The following is a 17252-nucleotide window of genomic DNA, read 5'->3' as shown; positions in this document are numbered from 1 at the left end:
TTGCGCGGCATGCATTAGCGCCAACGTCAGGCAACGACGCCGCGGCAGGCCCAGGCGACATTGGCAAAGGACCTCGGGCCGTCGGGCCGGCCGGCCTCGTAAGCGTCGCGCATGGCGGCGTCGGTGCGCGCCCGCTCTTCCGGGTCGAGCGCGGCCACATATTTGCCGAGCGGCCCTTCGCCGGCGGCAATCGGCGCCCAGTAATCATCGAAATTTTGGTAGTTCATGCGGATCATCAACTCGGTTTCCGTAACGTCGCGGAGACCCTGTTCGACAAAGGTCCGTTTCATTTCACCCGGCTGCATCATCGGCTGCGTGCAATAGCGGGCACGCAGCTGGCGTCCGCCTTCACTGAGCACCGCCACCGTGTCGATCATCATGCGCATCCCCGGCATGCCGCCGAGATGGTCCCATACCGTCGCCGCGACGACGCCGCCCGGCCGCACGACGCGGCGCATCTCGGCGACTGCCTTGCCGGCTTCGGGCACGAAATGGAGCACGAGCAGGGCCAGGGCACGGTCGAACGCGCCATCCTCAAAGGGCAGGGCGCAGGCATCCGCCTGACGGATTTTTATCCGCGGATCGGTGTTGCGCCGGATTGCCTCCTCGACGAAAACGGCCGAAAAGTCGATCGCCGCGACCTCGCCGAGGTCAGCGGCCTTGACGAGCGCGAAGGTCAGGCTGCCGGTACCGCAACCGACGTCGAGGATGTTTTCGCCGTCGGCAAGCCCCACGAAGTCGATGAACAGCGGCGCGAGTCTTTGGCTCCAGCGGCCCATGAGCTGCTCATAGCCGGCAGCATGATGAACGTTGAAACTTGAAGTCATCGAAGCCTCCTCCCAAAGCCGTATGCTAGACTTCGGCGGCCGCTGACGAAAGCCACTTTTCGCGCGTGTTGGTTCGGCAGCCCGGAGCGCGCGAAGACATCGCCGGCCGGATTTGATGGCGCCGGCCAGCCAGCCTCCGTGGCCTCGACCACCTATTCGGCGGGTAGCCCGCGGCGCTTCCATTCGCTGCGCGGCACCGGATCTCCGACACGGAAGGCGAAGGAAATGACTTTCGTCGCGTCCGGATCGACCTCGCAACGATAGCTCAAATCGTACCACTGCCCGTTGGCACGGAAGGCGGTCCTGGGAACTTGCATGATAGTGCCTTCCTTCAGCCTGAATGAACGCAAGAGGTCGGGAAAATAGGGGGGCGAGGCGCGGCGCAACTGTTCGCGCAATTCCGTGAGGCAGAGCTGACCGATCCGCACGGGGCGGGGTATATTGCCCATTGCGCTTGTCGCTATCGGATCACCGGTTGCTGCTTCCGAGAACAACGTCTTGGCTTGCTGAAGCTTCAAGGGTTTTTGCTCCTTGACGTTCGCTGGCTTGGGCTTAGGCGGCGCGGATGCGCCAGGCGACGGAGCCTGGTCTTTCCCCTCGACCGCTGTCACGGCAGGTGGCTGTGCAAGATCCTGGTTACTGGGAACTTGCGGCGCTAGCGATTGTTCCGAACCATCCTCCGCACTGTTGCCGTCCAGAGACTTGCGAGGACCGGCGTCCTTCTCACCGAATTGGAAGACAGGTCTCTGCGCGGTGACCTCACGGCTCGTCGGCGTCTCGACCTTGGCTTCCGGCTGCTTTTCCGGCTTGGGCGGTTCAGCGGGGGAAGGAGGTTTGGTTTTTTCCGGCGGTTTAGGCGGCGGCACGATATCCACTGCGATGGCCTGCTCCTTCTGCGGCTGCGGGGGCGACAGCGGCAGTGCGGACAAAAGAAGCGCGGCGGCGAGCAAATGCACGACCGCGGAGGCAGGCAAGGCCCACCCGAATACCCGGCGCTGATCCCGTATGTCGTCTCTCATCGTGACCGGTGTGTGGAATGAAATATTGGCGGCATCAAGCATCGATGCCGCCGGACGTCGAAATAACCCGTTGCGAATCGAAAGTCGGCGGCTGCAATACGGCGCGTCATCCAATCGTCTGGCGTCGGCGTCCGTGCAGGGGACCGGGCCAGCAGCGGATGCAGCAAGTCGTCATTTCAGGCGGCTAGCAGGCACGCCCTGCCGGCACGGTGTCACCGGTTGAAATCACAGGGAAACCGATAGCCCGCCGTCAACCGCGAGCACGTGCCCGTTGACGTAAGCGGCAGCGTCGGAGGCGAGAAACACCACGGCTCCGCCGAGCTCCTCAGGCTGGGCCCAGCGGCCCGCGGGGGTTCGTGCCTCGACCCATTTGGTGAAGGCCTCGTCGCGCATAAGTGCGGTGTTGAGCTCGGTGGCGAAATAGCCGGGGGCGATCGCGTTGACGGTGATGCCGTGACGGCCCAGCTCAGCGGCAGTGGAGCGTGTCAGCCCGTGCAGCCCCGCCTTTGCCGCCACATAGGCGTGAATGGTGGGACGGCCAAGGATCGCTGCGACCGATCCGGTGTTTATTATGCGCCCGAACTTGTTTGGCAGCATCAGGCGCACCGCGTCGCGCATCATGCGGAAGCAAGCCGACAGATTGACGGCAACCACATGGTTGAAATCCTCGTCCTGCCATTCGACCAGCGGTTTCCGATGCTGGATGCCGGCGTTGTTGACCAGAATATCGAGGCGGCCGTGGCGTTCGACGATTCCTTCGAGCGACGCCCTTGAGATCGCCGCGTCGGTGACATCGAACGGCAGGGCTTCTGCACCGATCCTTTCGGCGGCCGCGGAAAGGGCGGCCATGTCGCGCGCATTGACGATCACCGTCGCGCCGTTTTCCGCAAGTGCCTTGGCCATGGCAAAACCAAGACCACGCGAGGCACCCGTGACCAATGCGACACGGCCCTTGAGCGAGAACAATTCCGGCATTGAGATCCCCTATGAAAAGGGCGGGAGTTTCCTCCCGCCCAAAAGCACTATTTGGCGACGCAAGTGTCGGCTGTCTCCGGAGTGCAGACATCGAGGCCTGTGTAGGTCGGGTCGGCCGGCGGAGCCTTGCCCTCCTTCATTTCCTTCAGCGCCATCATCGTCTTGTAGCCCATCTCGAACGGCCGCTGGCCGACCTGGCCAAGGGAGAAACCTTCCTTCATCTGGTCGATCTGTACCGGAAGCGTGTCGGCAACGACAAGGGCCAGGGCTTTCGAGGCGATCTTGTCCTTGTACGGTGCGACCGCGGCGCGGTTGGCATCGGGAATGAACTGCGGGAAGCCACCGGTCGGGACGAATGCGTCGAGGTTCGGGTTTTTCGCCATGATATCCTCGAACTGTTGCACCGAAAGCGGGAAATCATCGTTGGTGTAGAGCGGACAGCCTTCGATTTCAGTCCAGCCGTTCTGGCCCGTCAGCCGATCCCCGGGCGAGGCCGCCGATTTGGTGCCCGAAAGTGTATCGCGAATGCCCTGCATGCGCTCGTTGTGGTTGGCCGCCGCGGCGCCGCCGGACTGGATGCAGATCGTGCCGCCTTTGGGCTTGATCTGCATGACAAGCTTGGCGAGGTTCTCGCCGATCTCATAATTGTGCGTGCCGATATAGGCGACGCGAAGATCTTTGTTCTCGGGCAGGAGGTCGGAATCCCAGGTGAGGACCGGGATGCCGGCTTCCTTGGCGGCCTGCAGCGCAACCGCCATCGCCGCGGCGTTCGATGGCGACACGGCGATGCCGTCCACCTTCTTGGCCACGAGGTCCTGCACGATCTGCACCTGCTCGTCGCCACCACCATGCTCGCCGGGGCCGATATACATGCACTCCACGGCGCCATTGGATTCGGCCTCGGCTTTCTTGCAGCCGTCGCGTGCCTGGTCGAAGAAAGGATTGTTCATGTTCTTCGGCACCAGGGCGAAGGTGTATTTCGCCTGGGCGCCGGAAACGGCGAGCACCATTGCGCCAAGCGCGACGGCGGCCGTGAGCAGATGTTTTTTCATGTGACGTTCTCCTCCTTGGTGTGATGTCCCGCAAGCCTCCCGCCGACGGGTTTCTAGCGGCGTTTTTTGGGCATCAAGACTGCCAGCGACGCGGCGAGAATCGATTTGCCGCCGGTTTGCATGCCCAAAAGAACCGCAAGAACGATGAAGGCGCCGACGAAGGCACCTTGCCAATTTGAATCGATGCCGGCCATCAGCAGCGCATTCCTGATCACCTCGAGGAAGGCCGAACCGATGATCGCACCGAAGGCCGTGCCGGCGCCGCCCATGAGGCTGGCGCCGCCAATGACTGTCGCGGCGATAACGCGCAGCTCGTAGCCCTGGCCCATGGCATTGATGGCCGAGCCGTTATAGCCGAGGAGCAGGAGCGAGGCGAGCGCGGCGGTGAAAGCCGAGAAGACATAGGCCTGGAATTTAATCCAGTTGACCGGAACGCCGGTGAGCCGTGCCGCCTCCTCATTGCCGCCGATGGCGAAGAGATGCCGGGCCCAGGCTGTGAAGTTGAATACGAAGCCGAGAATCAGGGCCAAGATCACCATGGTCCAGAATTGTGACGACAGTTCTGGTATCCAATGCGGTGCCCAGTCGTTCGGACCATGCCGCGGCCATTTCCACTGACCGATTGCCTTCACGATCGGAGCATCGGGCCCGAACTGGTAGAGCATCTGGTTGGCCGAGAATACGACCGCCAGCGAGCGCGCGACGGACAGCATACCGAGGGTGACCACAAAGGACGGCATCCCGACATAGGCGACAAAGAATCCGTTGACCGCGCCACAGGCCAGACCGGAGAAAAGGCCCATGGCGAAGGCGACGTACCAGGGATAATGCCAGGTGAGGAACAGGCCGGCGACGATGACCACGAGACCCATGACGGAGCCGACCGACAGATCGATACCGCCGGTGATGATGACGATCGTCATGCCAAGTGCCATGATGCCGAAAGGTGCGAAATTGCGCGTCACATTGGCGACGTTTTCAGACGTGCCGAAGCTCGGCTCCATCGCAGTCATCAACATGACGAGCGCGATGAGCGCGATCATCACCCAGAAGGGCTGACTTGAAATCACACGTTGGAGAACTGTTTTTTCCTTGGTCGGGACGAAATCCGACATTACCGGCCGGCCATGTTCTTCGACTGAGCCCTGAACGCCAACTGACTCCTGAACACTATTCGCCACGGATGGCCCCCGTTATCAGTCCAGTGATTTCCTCGGGCGATGTTTTGTCGGCTGGCTTGTCCGCAACTTTCGAGCCCCGCCTGAGGACGATAATGCGATCTGCCACGGCGAACACGTCAGGCATTCGGTGACTGATCAGCATGACGCCGACTCCTTGTGCTTTGAGGCGTCGGATCAGTTCGAGTACTTCCGCCACCTGGCGCACGGAGATGGCGGCCGTTGGTTCGTCCATCAGCACCAGCTTGGCATTTGAAAGCCGGGTCCGCGCGATGGCGACCGCCTGGCGCTGCCCACCCGACATCTTCCTGACGAGGTCGCGCGGCCGGGTTTCCGATTTGAGTTCCTTGAACAGCGCTGCCGAGCGATCGATCATCGCCTGCTTGTCAAGAATCCTGATCGGCCAGAAGCCTTTCTTGATCTCGCGCCCCAGAAAGACGTTCTGCGCGGCCGTCAGATTATCGGCGAGCGCCAGGTCCTGATAAACAACTTCGATCCCCTTGGCGCGGGCCTGCACGGGCTGGTGGAAGTGGCACACCTCGCCCTCGACTACAATTTCGCCGTCGCTCGGAGGAAAATTCCCGGCCACAGTCTTGACTATCGTCGACTTGCCGGCGCCGTTGTCCCCCATCAGACCAACGACTTCGCCTCGCTCCACCTGGAAGCTGACGTCAGTCAGGGCCTGGATAGCCCCGAAATTCTTGGAGACGTGGCAAACCTCAAGCACCGGCATCGCGGTCCTCCCGGGACAACATTTATCGGTCTTGTCCCTGGTCAATGCACAGCAGCTAATCAGCGAAACGTATTCAACACAATCATTTATTAGGTCAGGCCTTCCTGCCGTAACGCGCCTCGTCCAAGTGTGACTTGTAGCTGCTGCAGAGCACCGAGGCGCTCGGCCGATCCTTACAACAGCCACCAGGCGATCCTCATGCTTGCGCCGCTTCATATCCGTTTCGGGTGAAAATGAGTGGGCATTTTTCGAGCGGTGCCAACGCCTCGGGTATGGAGCGCGGCAGAACACGGCTTTGCGTCATTCAAACACACGAGGACAGTGGCCAAGCCTGTCCCTAGCGTGCGTCGGCCAGAGCGCACGTCAGGAGATGAGCCCGCATTCGGGGGAGGCGAGGGTCAAGTGTTGAAAATCCGCTCCTTAACGGCGCTGCACGAGAGGGATATTCGGTCATGAATTTCAAAGGTTTGATCAAGCGTGCCGAGACTGTGGAGAGAGCGTTCAAGGAGCTCGAAACCGATTTGGCGGATGCGTTTAGCGAATGTCTCAATGTGGACGATCAGTCGCCGCTGAACGACGTCACTGTGCCGGATGAAACTGTATCGGATGAGAATCTCCCGGCAACGGATGACAACTCGCAGCTCGAGGCCAATGCGGACGCCTTCGAGACCGCACGACGGCTGTCCCCCCATACGCAAACCCGGCTGGCTGCCTTAAGTGCGGTCGATGGGCTCTTTCACGACGCGCAGGAGTATCTGGGGGAGATCAATGCGAAACTGTCGGAGATCGCGACCTCGCATCATCTGACGGGCGAATTTCTAAAACTGCTCCACGGCGACATTCTTCGCGCCAACGAATTGGAGCTGGCAAATACCGGCCTGACCGCGCAGCAAAGAGTGCTGTCCGAACAGCTCCACGATGCAACCAGAAAGCAGCGCGAGCGCGACAGCGCTATCGAGGCCCTGCAGCAGCACGAGGCGAGCCTGGTCGAGGACAAGGAAGCACTTCGCGGCGCGCTGGCTGCGGCAAGGCTGGAACTCGTCGTGGCAGGCAATGCGAGCGCAAAACGCGAGGCCGAGTTCGGCGAGCTTGTCAAAACGCTCTCGGCCAGAGCGGTCGAGGCCAACAGACGCTCGCGCGAGAACGAGATGCTGCGGGAGAAGCATGTCAGTCTGTCGATCGATCTCGACAAGGCGCTGAAACGGGAGGCCGAGGCGCGGCACAGGCTGGACGAACTCTCGACCGTCCATGCCAATGACGCCGCGCAGGTTTCCGAACTGCTGGCCGCGCTTGGCAAGAGCGAGAAAGAGGAAATGCGGCTGCAGAAATCGCTCGATATGGCGCAGACGAAGCTGTCGGAAATAACGGAAGCGGCCCGCCTCAGGGACGGTGACAGGGAAGCCGAGCTTGCACGCAGTGTCGCGGAGATGACCGGCTTGCGTTCTGAAATCGAGGACCTTCGATCGCGGCTGGAAGCCGCCTCCAACCACAACAGCGAAGCCGTCACCGAGATCGCCAGGCTCAAGGCTCAAGCGAGCGACGCGGTGGCCGAAAAGCAAATTGTCGAGCAAAAATTGTCCGCTCTCACGAAGGAGAGCGAACACGACAAGATGAACCTTTCCGCGGTCAGCGCGAATTTTTCGCAGCTTTCCCTGCAGCAGGCATCCGAACAGATACAGTTCGACGTCCAGCGGCAGGAATGCGAGGATCTGCGAGCCGAAGTCGCGTCGCTTCAAGCCCGGGTCAAGGAACTGTTGCCCTATGAGCGGCTCCACAAGGCCACCAACGCCAGACCGCGTGAAGACGGCGTGGTCGAGATCACCGCCGCGGTGGCGGAGAAGGCCCGCGCCAGCAGGCGGCGCCTTCGCCTGCGCGCTGCTTCGTAGCTCAGGCGCGGCTGTCTGAATTTCGACTGGTGTGAAGCGGATATCCGTCAAAGGATCGCGGGTCGAGCGTGAGGCTGGCCTTCGCTGCGTCGGCCTGCAATAGTGCACGCCGGTGAAGCGGAGGGGCTGAGCATGCGGCTGTTCACAAACCGGAATCACCTCCGGTGGAGGATGTTGGCCTTCATCGCCCTCATTACGCTTTCGCCGAAAGCGGCGTCGGCCGATACCATCCCACCCGACAGGATCGCCGCGGCCATTGCGAAGCTCGAATTGCTGGCCGAAGGCGTCGTCGCGGATGGTAGCGTGCCCGGTCTGGCCATCGGCGTCGTGCACGGCGACGAGGTGATCTTCCTCAAGGGGTTCGGGCATCGCGAAGCCGGAAAACCGGAGATCGTCGATGCTGACACGGTCTTCCAGATTGCCTCGCTCTCCAAGCCGGTCTCCGCCACCGTCGTGGCGGCGCTGGTCAGCGACGGGATCGCTTCGTGGGATTCCAAGATCGCCGACCTCGATCCGGCTTTCCGGCTCGCTCAGCCCTATCCGACCAGCGAACTCACGGTCCGCGACCTGTTTGCGCACCGCGGCGGGCTTCCCGGCACCGCCGGCGACGACCTCGAGGACATCGGCTATGACCGCGCGGAGATCCTGCGCCGGCTGCGGTTCGTGTCGCCGTCATCGAGCTTTCGTGCGGGTTATTCCTACAGCAATTTCGGACTGACCGAGGGTGCCGTCGCGGCCGCGAAGCCGACGGGTAAATCATGGGAAAAGGTCGCCGAAGAGAAGCTCTATCGTCCGCTTGGAATGGCCTCGACCAGCTCCCGTCATTCGGACTTCATCAAGCACGCCAACCGCGCCGAGCTTCACGCCAAAATCGATGGCGCCTGGACCGCGAAAGTCCAGCGCTATCCGGATGCGCAGGCGCCAGCAGGCGGCGTCAGTTCCACCGCACGCGACCTCTCGCAATGGATGCGCCTTGTGCTCGGCAACGGGGTCTATGCCGGCAAGAGACTCATTGCCGCCGATGCGCTGGACCAGACACATATTCCCTTGACGGCTCGCGGCAAGAATCCCGTCTCCGGAGGCGAGGCCTTCTACGGCCTCGGCTGGAATATCGAATTCGGCCGGCACGGGCTGATCTGGGGTCACGCGGGCGCCTTCAGCGCCGGCGCACGCAGCCTGGTGATGCTCTTCCCCGAGGAGAAGCTTGGCATCGTCGTCGTCGCCAACGCCTTTCCGACAGGCGTGCCGGAGGGGCTGTCCGACAGCTTCGCCGATCTCGTTTTCGACGGAACGCTGGGGAAGGATAAGGTAAAGGCATGGAATAATATCTATGCGAGCATGTTCGGCCCGGTGATTGCGGCGGCCAAGGCTACCTATGCCGCGTCACCCTCTCCAGCAAGTCCGGCCGAGCCGGCCAGTGCCTATGAAGGCCGTTACTTCAACGACTTCTTCGGCGAAGCTATTGTGTCGGGCGAAGGAGACACTCTTGTCCTCAAGGTCGGGCCCGCCGGCGCGCGGTCCTATTCGCTGAAGCATTTCGACCGCGACCTCTTCGTGACCTTCCCCGATGCCGAGATGCCGGACAGGCCCTCGGCCGTCAGCTTTGCCCTCGGCCCCGACGGCAAGGCGTCGGCCATGACCGTTGATTTTCTCAACGACAATCATCTCGGTACGCTGCAGCGCGTGGGGGACTAGGGGTCAGCACCCAACCAATCCGAACGACCGAGTTCGACCCCATTGCGGACATCCAGTAATTCCGGCAAACGTCAGCCGGAACTGTCGTGCGCGAAGGTTGTGAAAGTTCCATGATGTTGAGGGTATGTGCTCTCTATGCCGTCATAGCTCTGTCCCTCTCTGGTTGCGCGGGACTCGGCTCGTTGAAATACCAAGGCGTGGTGGAAGGAAGACCCCCGACCAGTCTTGGCAAGCAGCTTCCATACGGAGAGTATTTCAAGGTGCAGGTGTCATCTACCATCGACATCACACAATATTTGGAAAGGTCGAGCAGAGAGCACGTCTATCTGCTCGCACGGCTATGCCCTGCCTCCGGCCAAAAGGACTCGAAAGTCATCGCATTCGGGCCGTTTGAAACTCGTCAGCGCCAACAATACGACATCTATCTCGTGGCACGACATCCTGAATCCGGCATCCGATACAGCGACACCTTCCTTGCAGAGTTCGGCGCCTACGACCTCAAGAGGGACAAGCGCGACGTCTGCATCAAATTTTCCGCTCCAGGGTATCCTGCCGCCGTACAATCCGAGGAGTTGCGAGTTCCTGCCGAGGTGTTCAGTCGCAATGCGAATGCCGAGTAGGTCCGCTTTCCATCCATCTCGGCCATTTGGCGGCAGCCAGTTGATCGAGTTTTGCTCCCAGGCCGCCGGACTCAAATTGAACCGTGCCGCCGGCGCGTTCTCAACTCACGACGCCGCGCTCAACTCAAAGACGCCGGGCCGAACTGGAGCAATTTGAAGCAATCGCCGCTTCCCGACTTCAACTGCGTCAGGAAGGGTTTCGACCGGTCGAGCCATTCCTGGTGCGATCTGGCATCGGCTTCGATTTCATTGGCCGGTGCAAGCTTGACGAAGCCGCGCCCGTTGCTGAAAAGCCAGCACGCGCGGCCGAGAAACCGCCTGCTGCGCTGGCGCAGGAGGTCGGCATCATAAAAGACGTCGAGCACCTCCTGCTTGATCTTCCGCTCCTTTTCGGGATTGGCGATCGCAACCTCGATCGGCCCGCCGCCGATCGCATCCTGCAGGTCCTTGTAATCCAGGGCGATCTGGGTAGTGGCATATTTGATATCGCTCTCGTCCCGGACGATGTTGAACCATAGCGTTGGGTTGAGCTCGTTGACGACGAACGATGCTTCGAAATCGCGTGACAGATTCAGGATATCGAACCCCTGAACATCGACGTCGCGCTCGACCAGAAGGATCTGCGAAACCTGCTTGGCGAGCGCCGTTCCGTGGGCGCTGACGGCGGCATTGTTTCCGCCGAGTTCCGGACTGACATAGGCGCCGCCATCATCCAGCAGCGCATCGAATTCGCCGAGGGCCTCCACGACAGCGCTGCCGCGGGCAACACGCGCCGCCAGTTTGGCGAGAACCTGCTGGAGCTCCGTTTCGCGTTTGCGCTGGTCCTGATAATTCTGCTGAAAAAAGAAGATGAACAGGGACACGCCAATCCCGATCAGGATCACGCCCAGCTGCGAAAAGATATTGCGATAATATTCCAGCAGCTTTTCACGATGGCGTACGTCGTCACGCACACTGTGCGCCACGCGAAGATTGACGATCAGCGAAACGACCAGGAGCCCGGCACCGACCAGGATCAGACCGCCGATCAGCAGGTAGCCATGCCGTGAGTTGAAGTCCATTCCTTTGCCGCGCTCCCCGAAACCCCAGACGGGCGCAGACTAATACCATTCCGCTTCAATACACATACGTTTCCTAGGAACGCCGGCGACAGATCCCCGCTGGTCGGCCACTGTTTCTTACAGCCAGGACTATGCTCGCCATCCGCCCTCGTTTCGTGGCGGTCTTCTCGCGGCCGGAATTCAGGCCGCGTGCTTGGAACCAATGAAGGGCGAGACTGTTCAGCTATGACTTTGATACGACGCCGACGTGCCCGGCCGGCTGGGCATGCGGCGATCTTGAGGAGTTCTCATCATGAAGATTTCGTCCAGATTTCGTTCAGTCGCAGTTGCCGTCATTGCTGCGGCGGCAGTTAGCTTTGCCAGCGTCGCGCATGCCGACAGCGGTACGATCCGCTTCGCCGTCTACAAGGCGGCCTTTTTCATCGGCGGCTCCGGAGGCGAGGGCACACTGACCTTCCATGGTCGCCGATATCCCATCTCGGTCGGCGGCATCTCGGGCGGCCTCGCCTTCGGCGCCTCCAAGACCTATTTCAAAGGTACCGTGCGCCACATACGCCGCGCCCGGGATGTGACGGGGGTGTACGGTGCAGCGGGCGGTGGCGGCGCGCTCGGCAAAGGAGCCCAGGTGATCGTCATGACCAATGACAAGGGTGCCCAACTCGAACTCACAGGCAGGCAGGTAGGCCTGCAAGTCAATGCCGATCTCAGCGGTATGAGCATCTCGCTGAAGTAAGGACAGTCACTGCATTCGTCATTCCTTGGATGGGCCGGATTTGGCCGCTCCAAACCGCAGCCCATCCATCAGCAGCGACACCAATCGGCGCGAGCGGTCGCGCCAGTCCTTGGTGTCCGGGGCCGAATAGATGCCGCCCAGCGCATGCAGCACGTCGGAGGCATCGACATCGCCGCGGATCGAGCCGTCGGCGACCGCGGCATCGATCAGCCGCCGCAAGGCGAGCGTCACCCTGCCGGAAACGTCGGAGAACAGGGTTGAGTTGGTCGTGAGCAGGATGCGCAGGCTTGTCGACAGCCCGCGCTTGGTGGCGATGTAGTCGACGAAGCGCTGCATCCATTGTTCGAGCGCCATGTCGGGCGCATGATCGCGGGCGAGTTCTTCGGCCGCCTGGCACAGTCCTTCCACCTCGCGCCGATAAACCACCTCGACCAGGTGCTCGCGGGTTGGGAAATGCCGGTAGAGCGTGCCGATGCCGACGCCGGCCTGGCGCGCAATCTCCTCCAGCGAGGCATCGACGCCTTGCGCGGCAAAGGCTTTTGCCGCGACCTCGACCAGAGCATCGCGGTTGCGCTGCGCGTCGGCGCGCAGCGGCTTTGCAACGGCGGCTTCGGTTTTGTCTCCAGAAATGACGGGCGGCTCCGCGGCCAATTTTTTCTCCAGTGCTGATCCGAAGCATACCCGGATAGGCAGGCCCCATTTCAAGAACGCAGACGCTTCCACCTTCGTTACGTCTCCGACAAATATAATCGCAAGTAAATATAATCACAGGATCGAGTCTGGGCCGGCGTTCCGGCAGGCGAGGCATCTTGCCCGCCTCCGGTGCACGGCCCGTGGATGACGTCCGGTGGATGACGACGGAGGATATTTCCTCGCGGCCGGCACTCGTCATCTGTTCGGCCGATGCCGTGGGGCAAAAATGAGCCCATGTTGAGCACGATCCCCTCAGGATCATTGGACTGTCCTGCCCCTACAGACAGTTCAGAGAGCACCACCGGCTTGGGCCGGTGGTGCTTTTTTGTCTCCAGACATGACGGCCGGCTGCCCTGCCAATTTCCTCCAATTTTGATCATTTTCGATCCGGGGCTTGAACAGGGCGGAGCAGGCCCTTAGGTAACAAACGGAGGCGCCTCCGATTGTGGAGCGCCTTTCTCATGTAATCACGGGATCGGGTATGTCACGTCTTTCGACCTCCCAAGCCGCAGCCCCGGAGCTCGCGCCAAGTCGAACCGACCCCCTCTGCCCTGCCGGGCACTTTCCCCAAGGGGAAGATAGCCTTCACCTAGCCATAAGCTGACCTTGCCGCTCGCCGGCCGGGCACCAGATCATCCCCTCCCGCGTCAAGCAACTGGAGCCAGACGCCCCATGACAAGCAAAACCCGAACTCCAATCCAACTTCGAATCAACGGACATCGACATGAGCTGGAGGTCGAACCGCGCGTTACCCTGCTCGACGCCTTGCGCGACCATCTCGGGCTGACCGGCACCAAGAAGGGCTGCGACCAGGGCCAGTGCGGCGCCTGCACCGTTCATATCGACGGCCAGCGCGTGCTGGCCTGCCTGACGCTTGCCACTCAGGCTGAAAGCAGGGACATCACCACCATCGAAGGGCTTGCCGGGGAGGATGGCACGCTGCATGCGGTGCAGGCTGCCTTCCTCGAACAGGATGCCTTCCAGTGCGGCTATTGCACGCCGGGCCAGATCATGTCGGCGGTCGCCTGCATTCGCGAAGGCCATGCCGGCTCGGATGAGGAGATCCGCGAATACATGGCCGGCAATCTCTGCCGCTGCGGCGCCTATCCGCATATCGTCGCCGCCGTGCGCCAGGCGGCCATGGAGGCCGCGTCATGAGGGACTTTTCGTATCTCCGCGCCGGCTCCGTCGATGCAGCCCGTGAGGCAGCAGCACTTCCCGGCGCCATGCTTCTGGCCGGCGGCACGACGCTTGTCGATCTCGCGAAATGCGGCGTTGCCGAACCCGAGACCGTGGTCGACATCACCCATCTCAAAGGACTGGACACGATTGCCGTTGATGACCGGGGCGCCACGATCGGCGCGCTGGCCAGGATGAGCCGCGTCGCCGACCATGCCGATATCAAGAGCCGGTTCCCCGCAGTCTCGGAAGCATTGTGGCAGGCGGCATCGGCGCAGCTGCGCAACATGGCGACGATCGGCGGCAATCTGATGCAGCGTACACGCTGCCCCTATTTCCGCGATCCGGCAAATTTCCCCGCTTGCAACAAGCGCTCGCCCGGCAGCGGCTGCTCGGCGATTGGCGGCGTCACCCGCGGCCATGCCGTGCTCGGCACCAGCGAGGCCTGCGTCGCCACCTATCCCGGCGACCTGGCGGTTGCACTCGTCGCCTTCGACGCGATCGTCCATCTCGGCGACCGTCAGATCGCCGTCGATGATTTTTTCCTGTTGCCGGGCAGCACGCCCGAAAGGGAACATGCGATCGAGCCCGGCGAGATGATCACCGCGATCGGCATTCCCGCTTCGGCGGCCGCCCGCCGCTCGACCTATCTCAAGGTCCGCGACCGCCAGTCCTATGAATTCGCCGCGGCAAGTGCCGCGGTCGGCATCGAATTCGAGGCCGACGGAAGGACGATCCGCGATCTGCGCGTCGCGCTTGGCGGTGTCGCCACCAAGCCATGGCGCGCCCTTGCCGTCGAAGAGGCGCTGAAAGGCAAAGTGCTCGAGCCGGAGGTCGTCAGGCAAGCCAGCCTGCTCGCCGTCGAGGGCACCGTCGACCATGGCGCCAACCACTACAAGATCGAACTGGCGCCGCGCGTCGTCGCCCGCGCCATCCTCAAAATGGGAGAAACGGCATGACCGTTCACGAGTTGAGAACAAGACCCGGCGATGCCAAACGCGGCGACGCTTCGGACGGTGCCGTCCTCGCCGACCAGGTCGGCGGCCGGCTGTCGCGCGTCGACGGCCCGGCCAAGATCACCGGTGCCGCCAAATACGCCGTCGAGCAGCAGCTCGAGGGGCTTACCCATGCGGTGCTGGTCGAGAGCACCATTGCCGCCGGCCGGGTGCGTTCGATCGACACGGCCGCGGCCAAGGCGTCGCCCGGCGTGCTGCTGGTGCTGACGCCCGACAATATCCTGCCGCTGAGAACCGCAACGGACTGGCTGGGCACGCCGCCGCCGGACGTCGCCTATTGCCCGCTGGCGCGCGACATCACCTTCAGCGGCCAGCATGTCGCGGCGGTGGTGGCCGAGAGTTTCGAGCAGGCGGTCGCCGCCGCGGCGCTGGTCAAGATCGCCTATGACGAGGCGCCGGCGATCGTCGACCTCAGCGATCCAAAGGCCGGCGACGGCATCCCGGTCGATGCGATGACCAAGGAATGGGGCGAGGCGGAGACAGCGTTCGCCTCGGCTCCGGTCAGGATCTGCAACGCCTACAACACGCCGCGCGAATACCAGGCGCCGATGGAGCCGCATGGCCTGATCGCAAAGTGGCAGGGCGACCAGCTGACGGTCTGGGAGCCGAGCCAATGGCTCGACGGCATGGCGCGGAGCTATGCCGAATGGTTCGGCGTGCCGTTCGAGAATGTACGACTGGTCTCGCCCTATATTGGCGGCGGCTTCGGCTCCAAGGCGTTTGCCTATGGCTACGGCGCTGTAGCGGCAGTCGCGGCGAAAATGCTGGGACGGCCGGTGAAGCTGGCGGTCACCAGGCCGCAGACCTTCACCGCCTATGGCGGACGGGCGGCGACGCGCCAGACCGTGGCGCTCGGCGCCAACGCGGAGGGCCAGATCCAGTCGATCGTGCATCGCGGCGTCAACGAGACCTCGGTCGACGGCATGTGGGTCGAGCCGCTCGGCTCGGTCACCTCGGTCATGTACGCGACGCCGAATTTCTCGTCGCGGCAGAACGTCGTGCGGGTCAACACGGTGGTGCCGGGGGCATTGCGCGCGCCGGGCGAGAACCCGAGCGCCTTCGGCATCGAAAGCGCCATCGACGAGCTCGCCTATGAGGTCGGTATCGATCCGCTGGAAATCCGGCTCAGGAACTATGCCGAGCAGGACCCGCATGCGAAGAAGCCGTGGTCGACACGGCAGCTGCGTGAGGCCTTTGCGGCCGGCGCCGAAGCCTTTGGCTGGTCGAAGCGGAACCCCCGGCCGCGTTCGATGCGCGACGGCAACCAGCTGATCGGCTGGGGTGTCGCGGCAGGTACCTATCCGGTGCGGCGCGCCTATGGCGAGGCGGTCGTGCGTATTCTCGCCGACGGCTCGGTCGAGGTCGAAAGCTCATCGATCGACATGGGGCAGGGCACCTACACGATCCTGGCGCAGACCGCCGCCGAGGTGGTGGGCGTGCCGGCGGAAAACGTCGTCGTCAAACTTGGCGATTCCCGCTATGCCCGTGCCGGCGTCACCGGCGGTTCGCGGCTGGCCGGGGTGATGACCGGCGCCGTCCACAAGGCGGCGAGTGCCGCGCTCGACCAACTGATCGGGCTCGCCATCAGCGATCCGGCTTCGCCGTTCCATGCGCTGCAGGCCAACACGCTCGTCGTCGCCAATGGCCGCATCGCCTCGCCGCGCGGCAACGGCCCTGAAGTTTCCATCGCCGAACTGCTCAGAAGCGTCGGGCGCGAGCATATCGAGGCGAAGGGCGACACCATGCCGGCCAATTCGACGGTCGAGGACCGCTACAAGAACTACACCACCATAGCCATGGCGCTGCCGCACACCGAGGGCGACTATTCCCGCCACAGCTGGTGCGCGCATTTCATCGAAGTCCGTGTCGACGAGGACTTTGGCACGGTTCGCGTCTCCCGCGTGGTGTCGGCGCTGGATTCGGGCCGGCTCTACAATCCCAAGCTCGCCGAAAGCCAATGGAAGGGCGGCATCATCATGGGCATCGGCCAGGCGCTGCTCGAGGAGGGCATCGTCGACCGCCGGCATGGGCGCATCGTCAACGACAATTTCGCCGACTATCTCATCGCCACCAATGCCGACATTCCCGACATCGAGGTGATCTCGGTCGGTATTCCCGATCCGCATTCCTCGGCGCTTGGCGGCAAGGGGGTCGGCGAGCTGGGCATTGTCGGCGTGGCGCCGGCGATCGCCAACGCGGTATTCCACGCCACCGGGAAAAGGGTGCGGGACCTGCCGATCACGCTGGAGAAGCTGATTTAGGCGGAGGTTGGGACTGTCGGCGCGTTGGCGATTGGCGATTGGCGAAAGCCGAGGTGACGACCGATCTCCCCGCCAGAGGCAGGGCAATCGCATTTGGATTCTTACGAAGATGGACCCCCACCCTAACCCTCCCCACAAGGGGGAGGGAACGCTGCCGCCCGCCCTTACTTCCCCTTTTGGCGCCGAAAGGCAGGCAATTTGCCGAGGTCAGCGCCAACGAAAGTCTCCCTCCCCCTTGTGGGTGTTTGGACTGGGGACATCGCGAACAGATGTGCGAGGACATCGCGAACAGTTTTGCATGCTATCGCGCCAGGACATTGAGGT

The 17252-nt window shown here is 62.5% G+C and carries 15 protein-coding genes; 7 read left to right on the top strand and 8 right to left on the bottom strand.

The window, feature by feature from the left end:
* Window positions 1-26: 26 nt before the first annotated feature.
* From NKI97_RS28820 to NKI97_RS28795, 6 genes are all read right to left on the bottom strand, one after another.
* Window positions 27-827, bottom strand: a complete 801-nt coding sequence (locus tag NKI97_RS28820; protein ID WP_352451448.1) for a class I SAM-dependent methyltransferase — start codon at window positions 825-827, stop codon at window positions 27-29.
* 152 nt (window positions 828-979) lie between these two features.
* The gene (locus NKI97_RS28815) at window positions 980-1888 is read right to left on the bottom strand and encodes a DUF930 domain-containing protein (RefSeq protein ID WP_352451447.1); all 909 of its coding nucleotides are present in this window, start codon (window positions 1886-1888) and stop codon (window positions 980-982) included.
* A 183-nt stretch (window positions 1889-2071) separates the two neighbouring features.
* Entirely contained in the window at window positions 2072-2821 is a 750-nt protein-coding gene (locus NKI97_RS28810; protein ID WP_352451446.1) for a glucose 1-dehydrogenase, read from the bottom strand.
* 47 nt (window positions 2822-2868) lie between these two features.
* The gene (locus NKI97_RS28805) at window positions 2869-3873 is read right to left on the bottom strand and encodes a sugar-binding protein (protein ID WP_023677316.1); all 1005 of its coding nucleotides are present in this window, start codon (window positions 3871-3873) and stop codon (window positions 2869-2871) included.
* Window positions 3874-3926: 53 nt separating this feature from the next.
* The gene (locus tag NKI97_RS28800) at window positions 3927-4988 is read right to left on the bottom strand and encodes an ABC transporter permease (protein ID WP_352451445.1); all 1062 of its coding nucleotides are present in this window, start codon (window positions 4986-4988) and stop codon (window positions 3927-3929) included.
* 55 nt (window positions 4989-5043) lie between these two features.
* The gene (locus tag NKI97_RS28795) at window positions 5044-5784 is read right to left on the bottom strand and encodes an ATP-binding cassette domain-containing protein (RefSeq protein WP_352451444.1); all 741 of its coding nucleotides are present in this window, start codon (window positions 5782-5784) and stop codon (window positions 5044-5046) included.
* Between the two features lie 452 nt (window positions 5785-6236).
* On the opposite strand from NKI97_RS28795, the gene NKI97_RS28790 reads away from it, so the two are divergent.
* The 3 genes from NKI97_RS28790 (at window position 6237) to NKI97_RS28780 (ending at window position 9985) form a co-directional block, all read left to right on the top strand.
* Complete coding sequence (locus tag NKI97_RS28790; RefSeq protein WP_352743714.1) at window positions 6237-7670, top strand: coiled-coil domain-containing protein; 1434 nt, start codon at window positions 6237-6239, stop codon at window positions 7668-7670.
* Window positions 7671-7802: 132 nt separating this feature from the next.
* The gene (locus tag NKI97_RS28785) at window positions 7803-9365 is read left to right on the top strand and encodes a serine hydrolase (RefSeq protein WP_352743716.1); all 1563 of its coding nucleotides are present in this window, start codon (window positions 7803-7805) and stop codon (window positions 9363-9365) included.
* A gap of 182 nt (window positions 9366-9547) precedes the next feature.
* The gene (locus NKI97_RS28780; RefSeq protein WP_352451441.1) at window positions 9548-9985 is read left to right on the top strand and encodes a hypothetical protein; all 438 of its coding nucleotides are present in this window, start codon (window positions 9548-9550) and stop codon (window positions 9983-9985) included.
* 119 nt (window positions 9986-10104) lie between these two features.
* Here the strand turns inward: NKI97_RS28780 and NKI97_RS28775 are convergent, their stop codons facing one another.
* Window positions 10105-11046, bottom strand: coding sequence for a hypothetical protein (locus NKI97_RS28775; protein ID WP_352451440.1), 942 nt, complete (start codon window positions 11044-11046; stop codon window positions 10105-10107).
* A 292-nt stretch (window positions 11047-11338) separates the two neighbouring features.
* Here NKI97_RS28775 and NKI97_RS28770 point away from each other — a divergent pair, with 292 nt between their 5' ends.
* Window positions 11339-11779: a lipid-binding SYLF domain-containing protein gene (locus tag NKI97_RS28770; protein ID WP_352451439.1), complete on the top strand. Its 441-nt coding sequence runs from the start codon at window positions 11339-11341 to the stop codon at window positions 11777-11779.
* 18 nt (window positions 11780-11797) lie between these two features.
* Here NKI97_RS28770 and NKI97_RS28765 read toward each other — a convergent pair whose 3' ends face one another.
* On the bottom strand, window positions 11798-12430 hold the full coding sequence (locus NKI97_RS28765) for a TetR/AcrR family transcriptional regulator (RefSeq protein WP_352489997.1): 633 nt from the start codon (window positions 12428-12430) through the stop codon (window positions 11798-11800).
* A gap of 714 nt (window positions 12431-13144) precedes the next feature.
* Here NKI97_RS28765 and NKI97_RS28760 point away from each other — a divergent pair.
* The 3 genes from NKI97_RS28760 to NKI97_RS28750 are packed head-to-tail and all read left to right on the top strand — an operon-like array spanning window position 13145 to window position 16928.
* Entirely contained in the window at window positions 13145-13630 is a 486-nt protein-coding gene (locus NKI97_RS28760; RefSeq protein ID WP_352451438.1) for a (2Fe-2S)-binding protein, read from the top strand.
* Window positions 13627-14610 carry an FAD binding domain-containing protein gene (locus NKI97_RS28755; protein WP_352837848.1) on the top strand — a complete coding sequence of 328 codons (984 nt, stop codon included), beginning with the start codon at window positions 13627-13629 and terminating at the stop codon, window positions 14608-14610. The genes NKI97_RS28760 and NKI97_RS28755 overlap by 4 nt, the downstream gene beginning before the upstream one ends.
* Window positions 14607-16928 (top strand): xanthine dehydrogenase family protein molybdopterin-binding subunit, encoded by a 2322-nt coding sequence (locus tag NKI97_RS28750; RefSeq protein ID WP_352837847.1) that lies wholly within the window; start codon window positions 14607-14609, stop codon window positions 16926-16928. Before NKI97_RS28755 ends, NKI97_RS28750 begins: the two co-directional genes overlap by 4 nt.
* The last annotated feature ends 324 nt before the right edge of the window (window positions 16929-17252 follow it).

This window comes from Mesorhizobium sp. M0296, from assembly GCF_040321675.1.
Classification (GTDB): Bacteria; Pseudomonadota; Alphaproteobacteria; order Rhizobiales; family Rhizobiaceae; genus Mesorhizobium.
The sequence above is the reverse complement of the archived record's forward strand: the minus strand, read 5'-3'. Positions and strand labels throughout refer to the sequence as shown.

Excerpts from the sequence above, each read along its gene's own strand:
- NKI97_RS28820 (WP_352451448.1), bottom strand. The coding sequence starts at position 827 with ATGACTTCAAGTTTCAACGTTCATCATGCTGCCGGCTATGAGCAGCTC.
- NKI97_RS28815 (WP_352451447.1), bottom strand. The coding sequence starts at position 1,888 with ATGCTTGATGCCGCCAATATTTCATTCCACACACCGGTCACGATGAGA.
- NKI97_RS28810 (WP_352451446.1), bottom strand. The coding sequence starts at position 2,821 with ATGCCGGAATTGTTCTCGCTCAAGGGCCGTGTCGCATTGGTCACGGGT.
- NKI97_RS28805 (WP_023677316.1), bottom strand. The coding sequence starts at position 3,873 with ATGAAAAAACATCTGCTCACGGCCGCCGTCGCGCTTGGCGCAATGGTG.
- NKI97_RS28800 (WP_352451445.1), bottom strand. The coding sequence starts at position 4,988 with ATGTCGGATTTCGTCCCGACCAAGGAAAAAACAGTTCTCCAACGTGTG.
- NKI97_RS28795 (WP_352451444.1), bottom strand. The coding sequence starts at position 5,784 with ATGCCGGTGCTTGAGGTTTGCCACGTCTCCAAGAATTTCGGGGCTATC.
- NKI97_RS28790 (WP_352743714.1), top strand. The coding sequence starts at position 6,237 with ATGAATTTCAAAGGTTTGATCAAGCGTGCCGAGACTGTGGAGAGAGCG.
- NKI97_RS28785 (WP_352743716.1), top strand. The coding sequence starts at position 7,803 with ATGCGGCTGTTCACAAACCGGAATCACCTCCGGTGGAGGATGTTGGCC.
- NKI97_RS28775 (WP_352451440.1), bottom strand. The coding sequence starts at position 11,046 with ATGGACTTCAACTCACGGCATGGCTACCTGCTGATCGGCGGTCTGATC.
- NKI97_RS28770 (WP_352451439.1), top strand. The coding sequence starts at position 11,339 with ATGAAGATTTCGTCCAGATTTCGTTCAGTCGCAGTTGCCGTCATTGCT.
- NKI97_RS28760 (WP_352451438.1), top strand. The coding sequence starts at position 13,145 with ATGACAAGCAAAACCCGAACTCCAATCCAACTTCGAATCAACGGACAT.
- NKI97_RS28755 (WP_352837848.1), top strand. The coding sequence starts at position 13,627 with ATGAGGGACTTTTCGTATCTCCGCGCCGGCTCCGTCGATGCAGCCCGT.
- NKI97_RS28750 (WP_352837847.1), top strand. The coding sequence starts at position 14,607 with ATGACCGTTCACGAGTTGAGAACAAGACCCGGCGATGCCAAACGCGGC.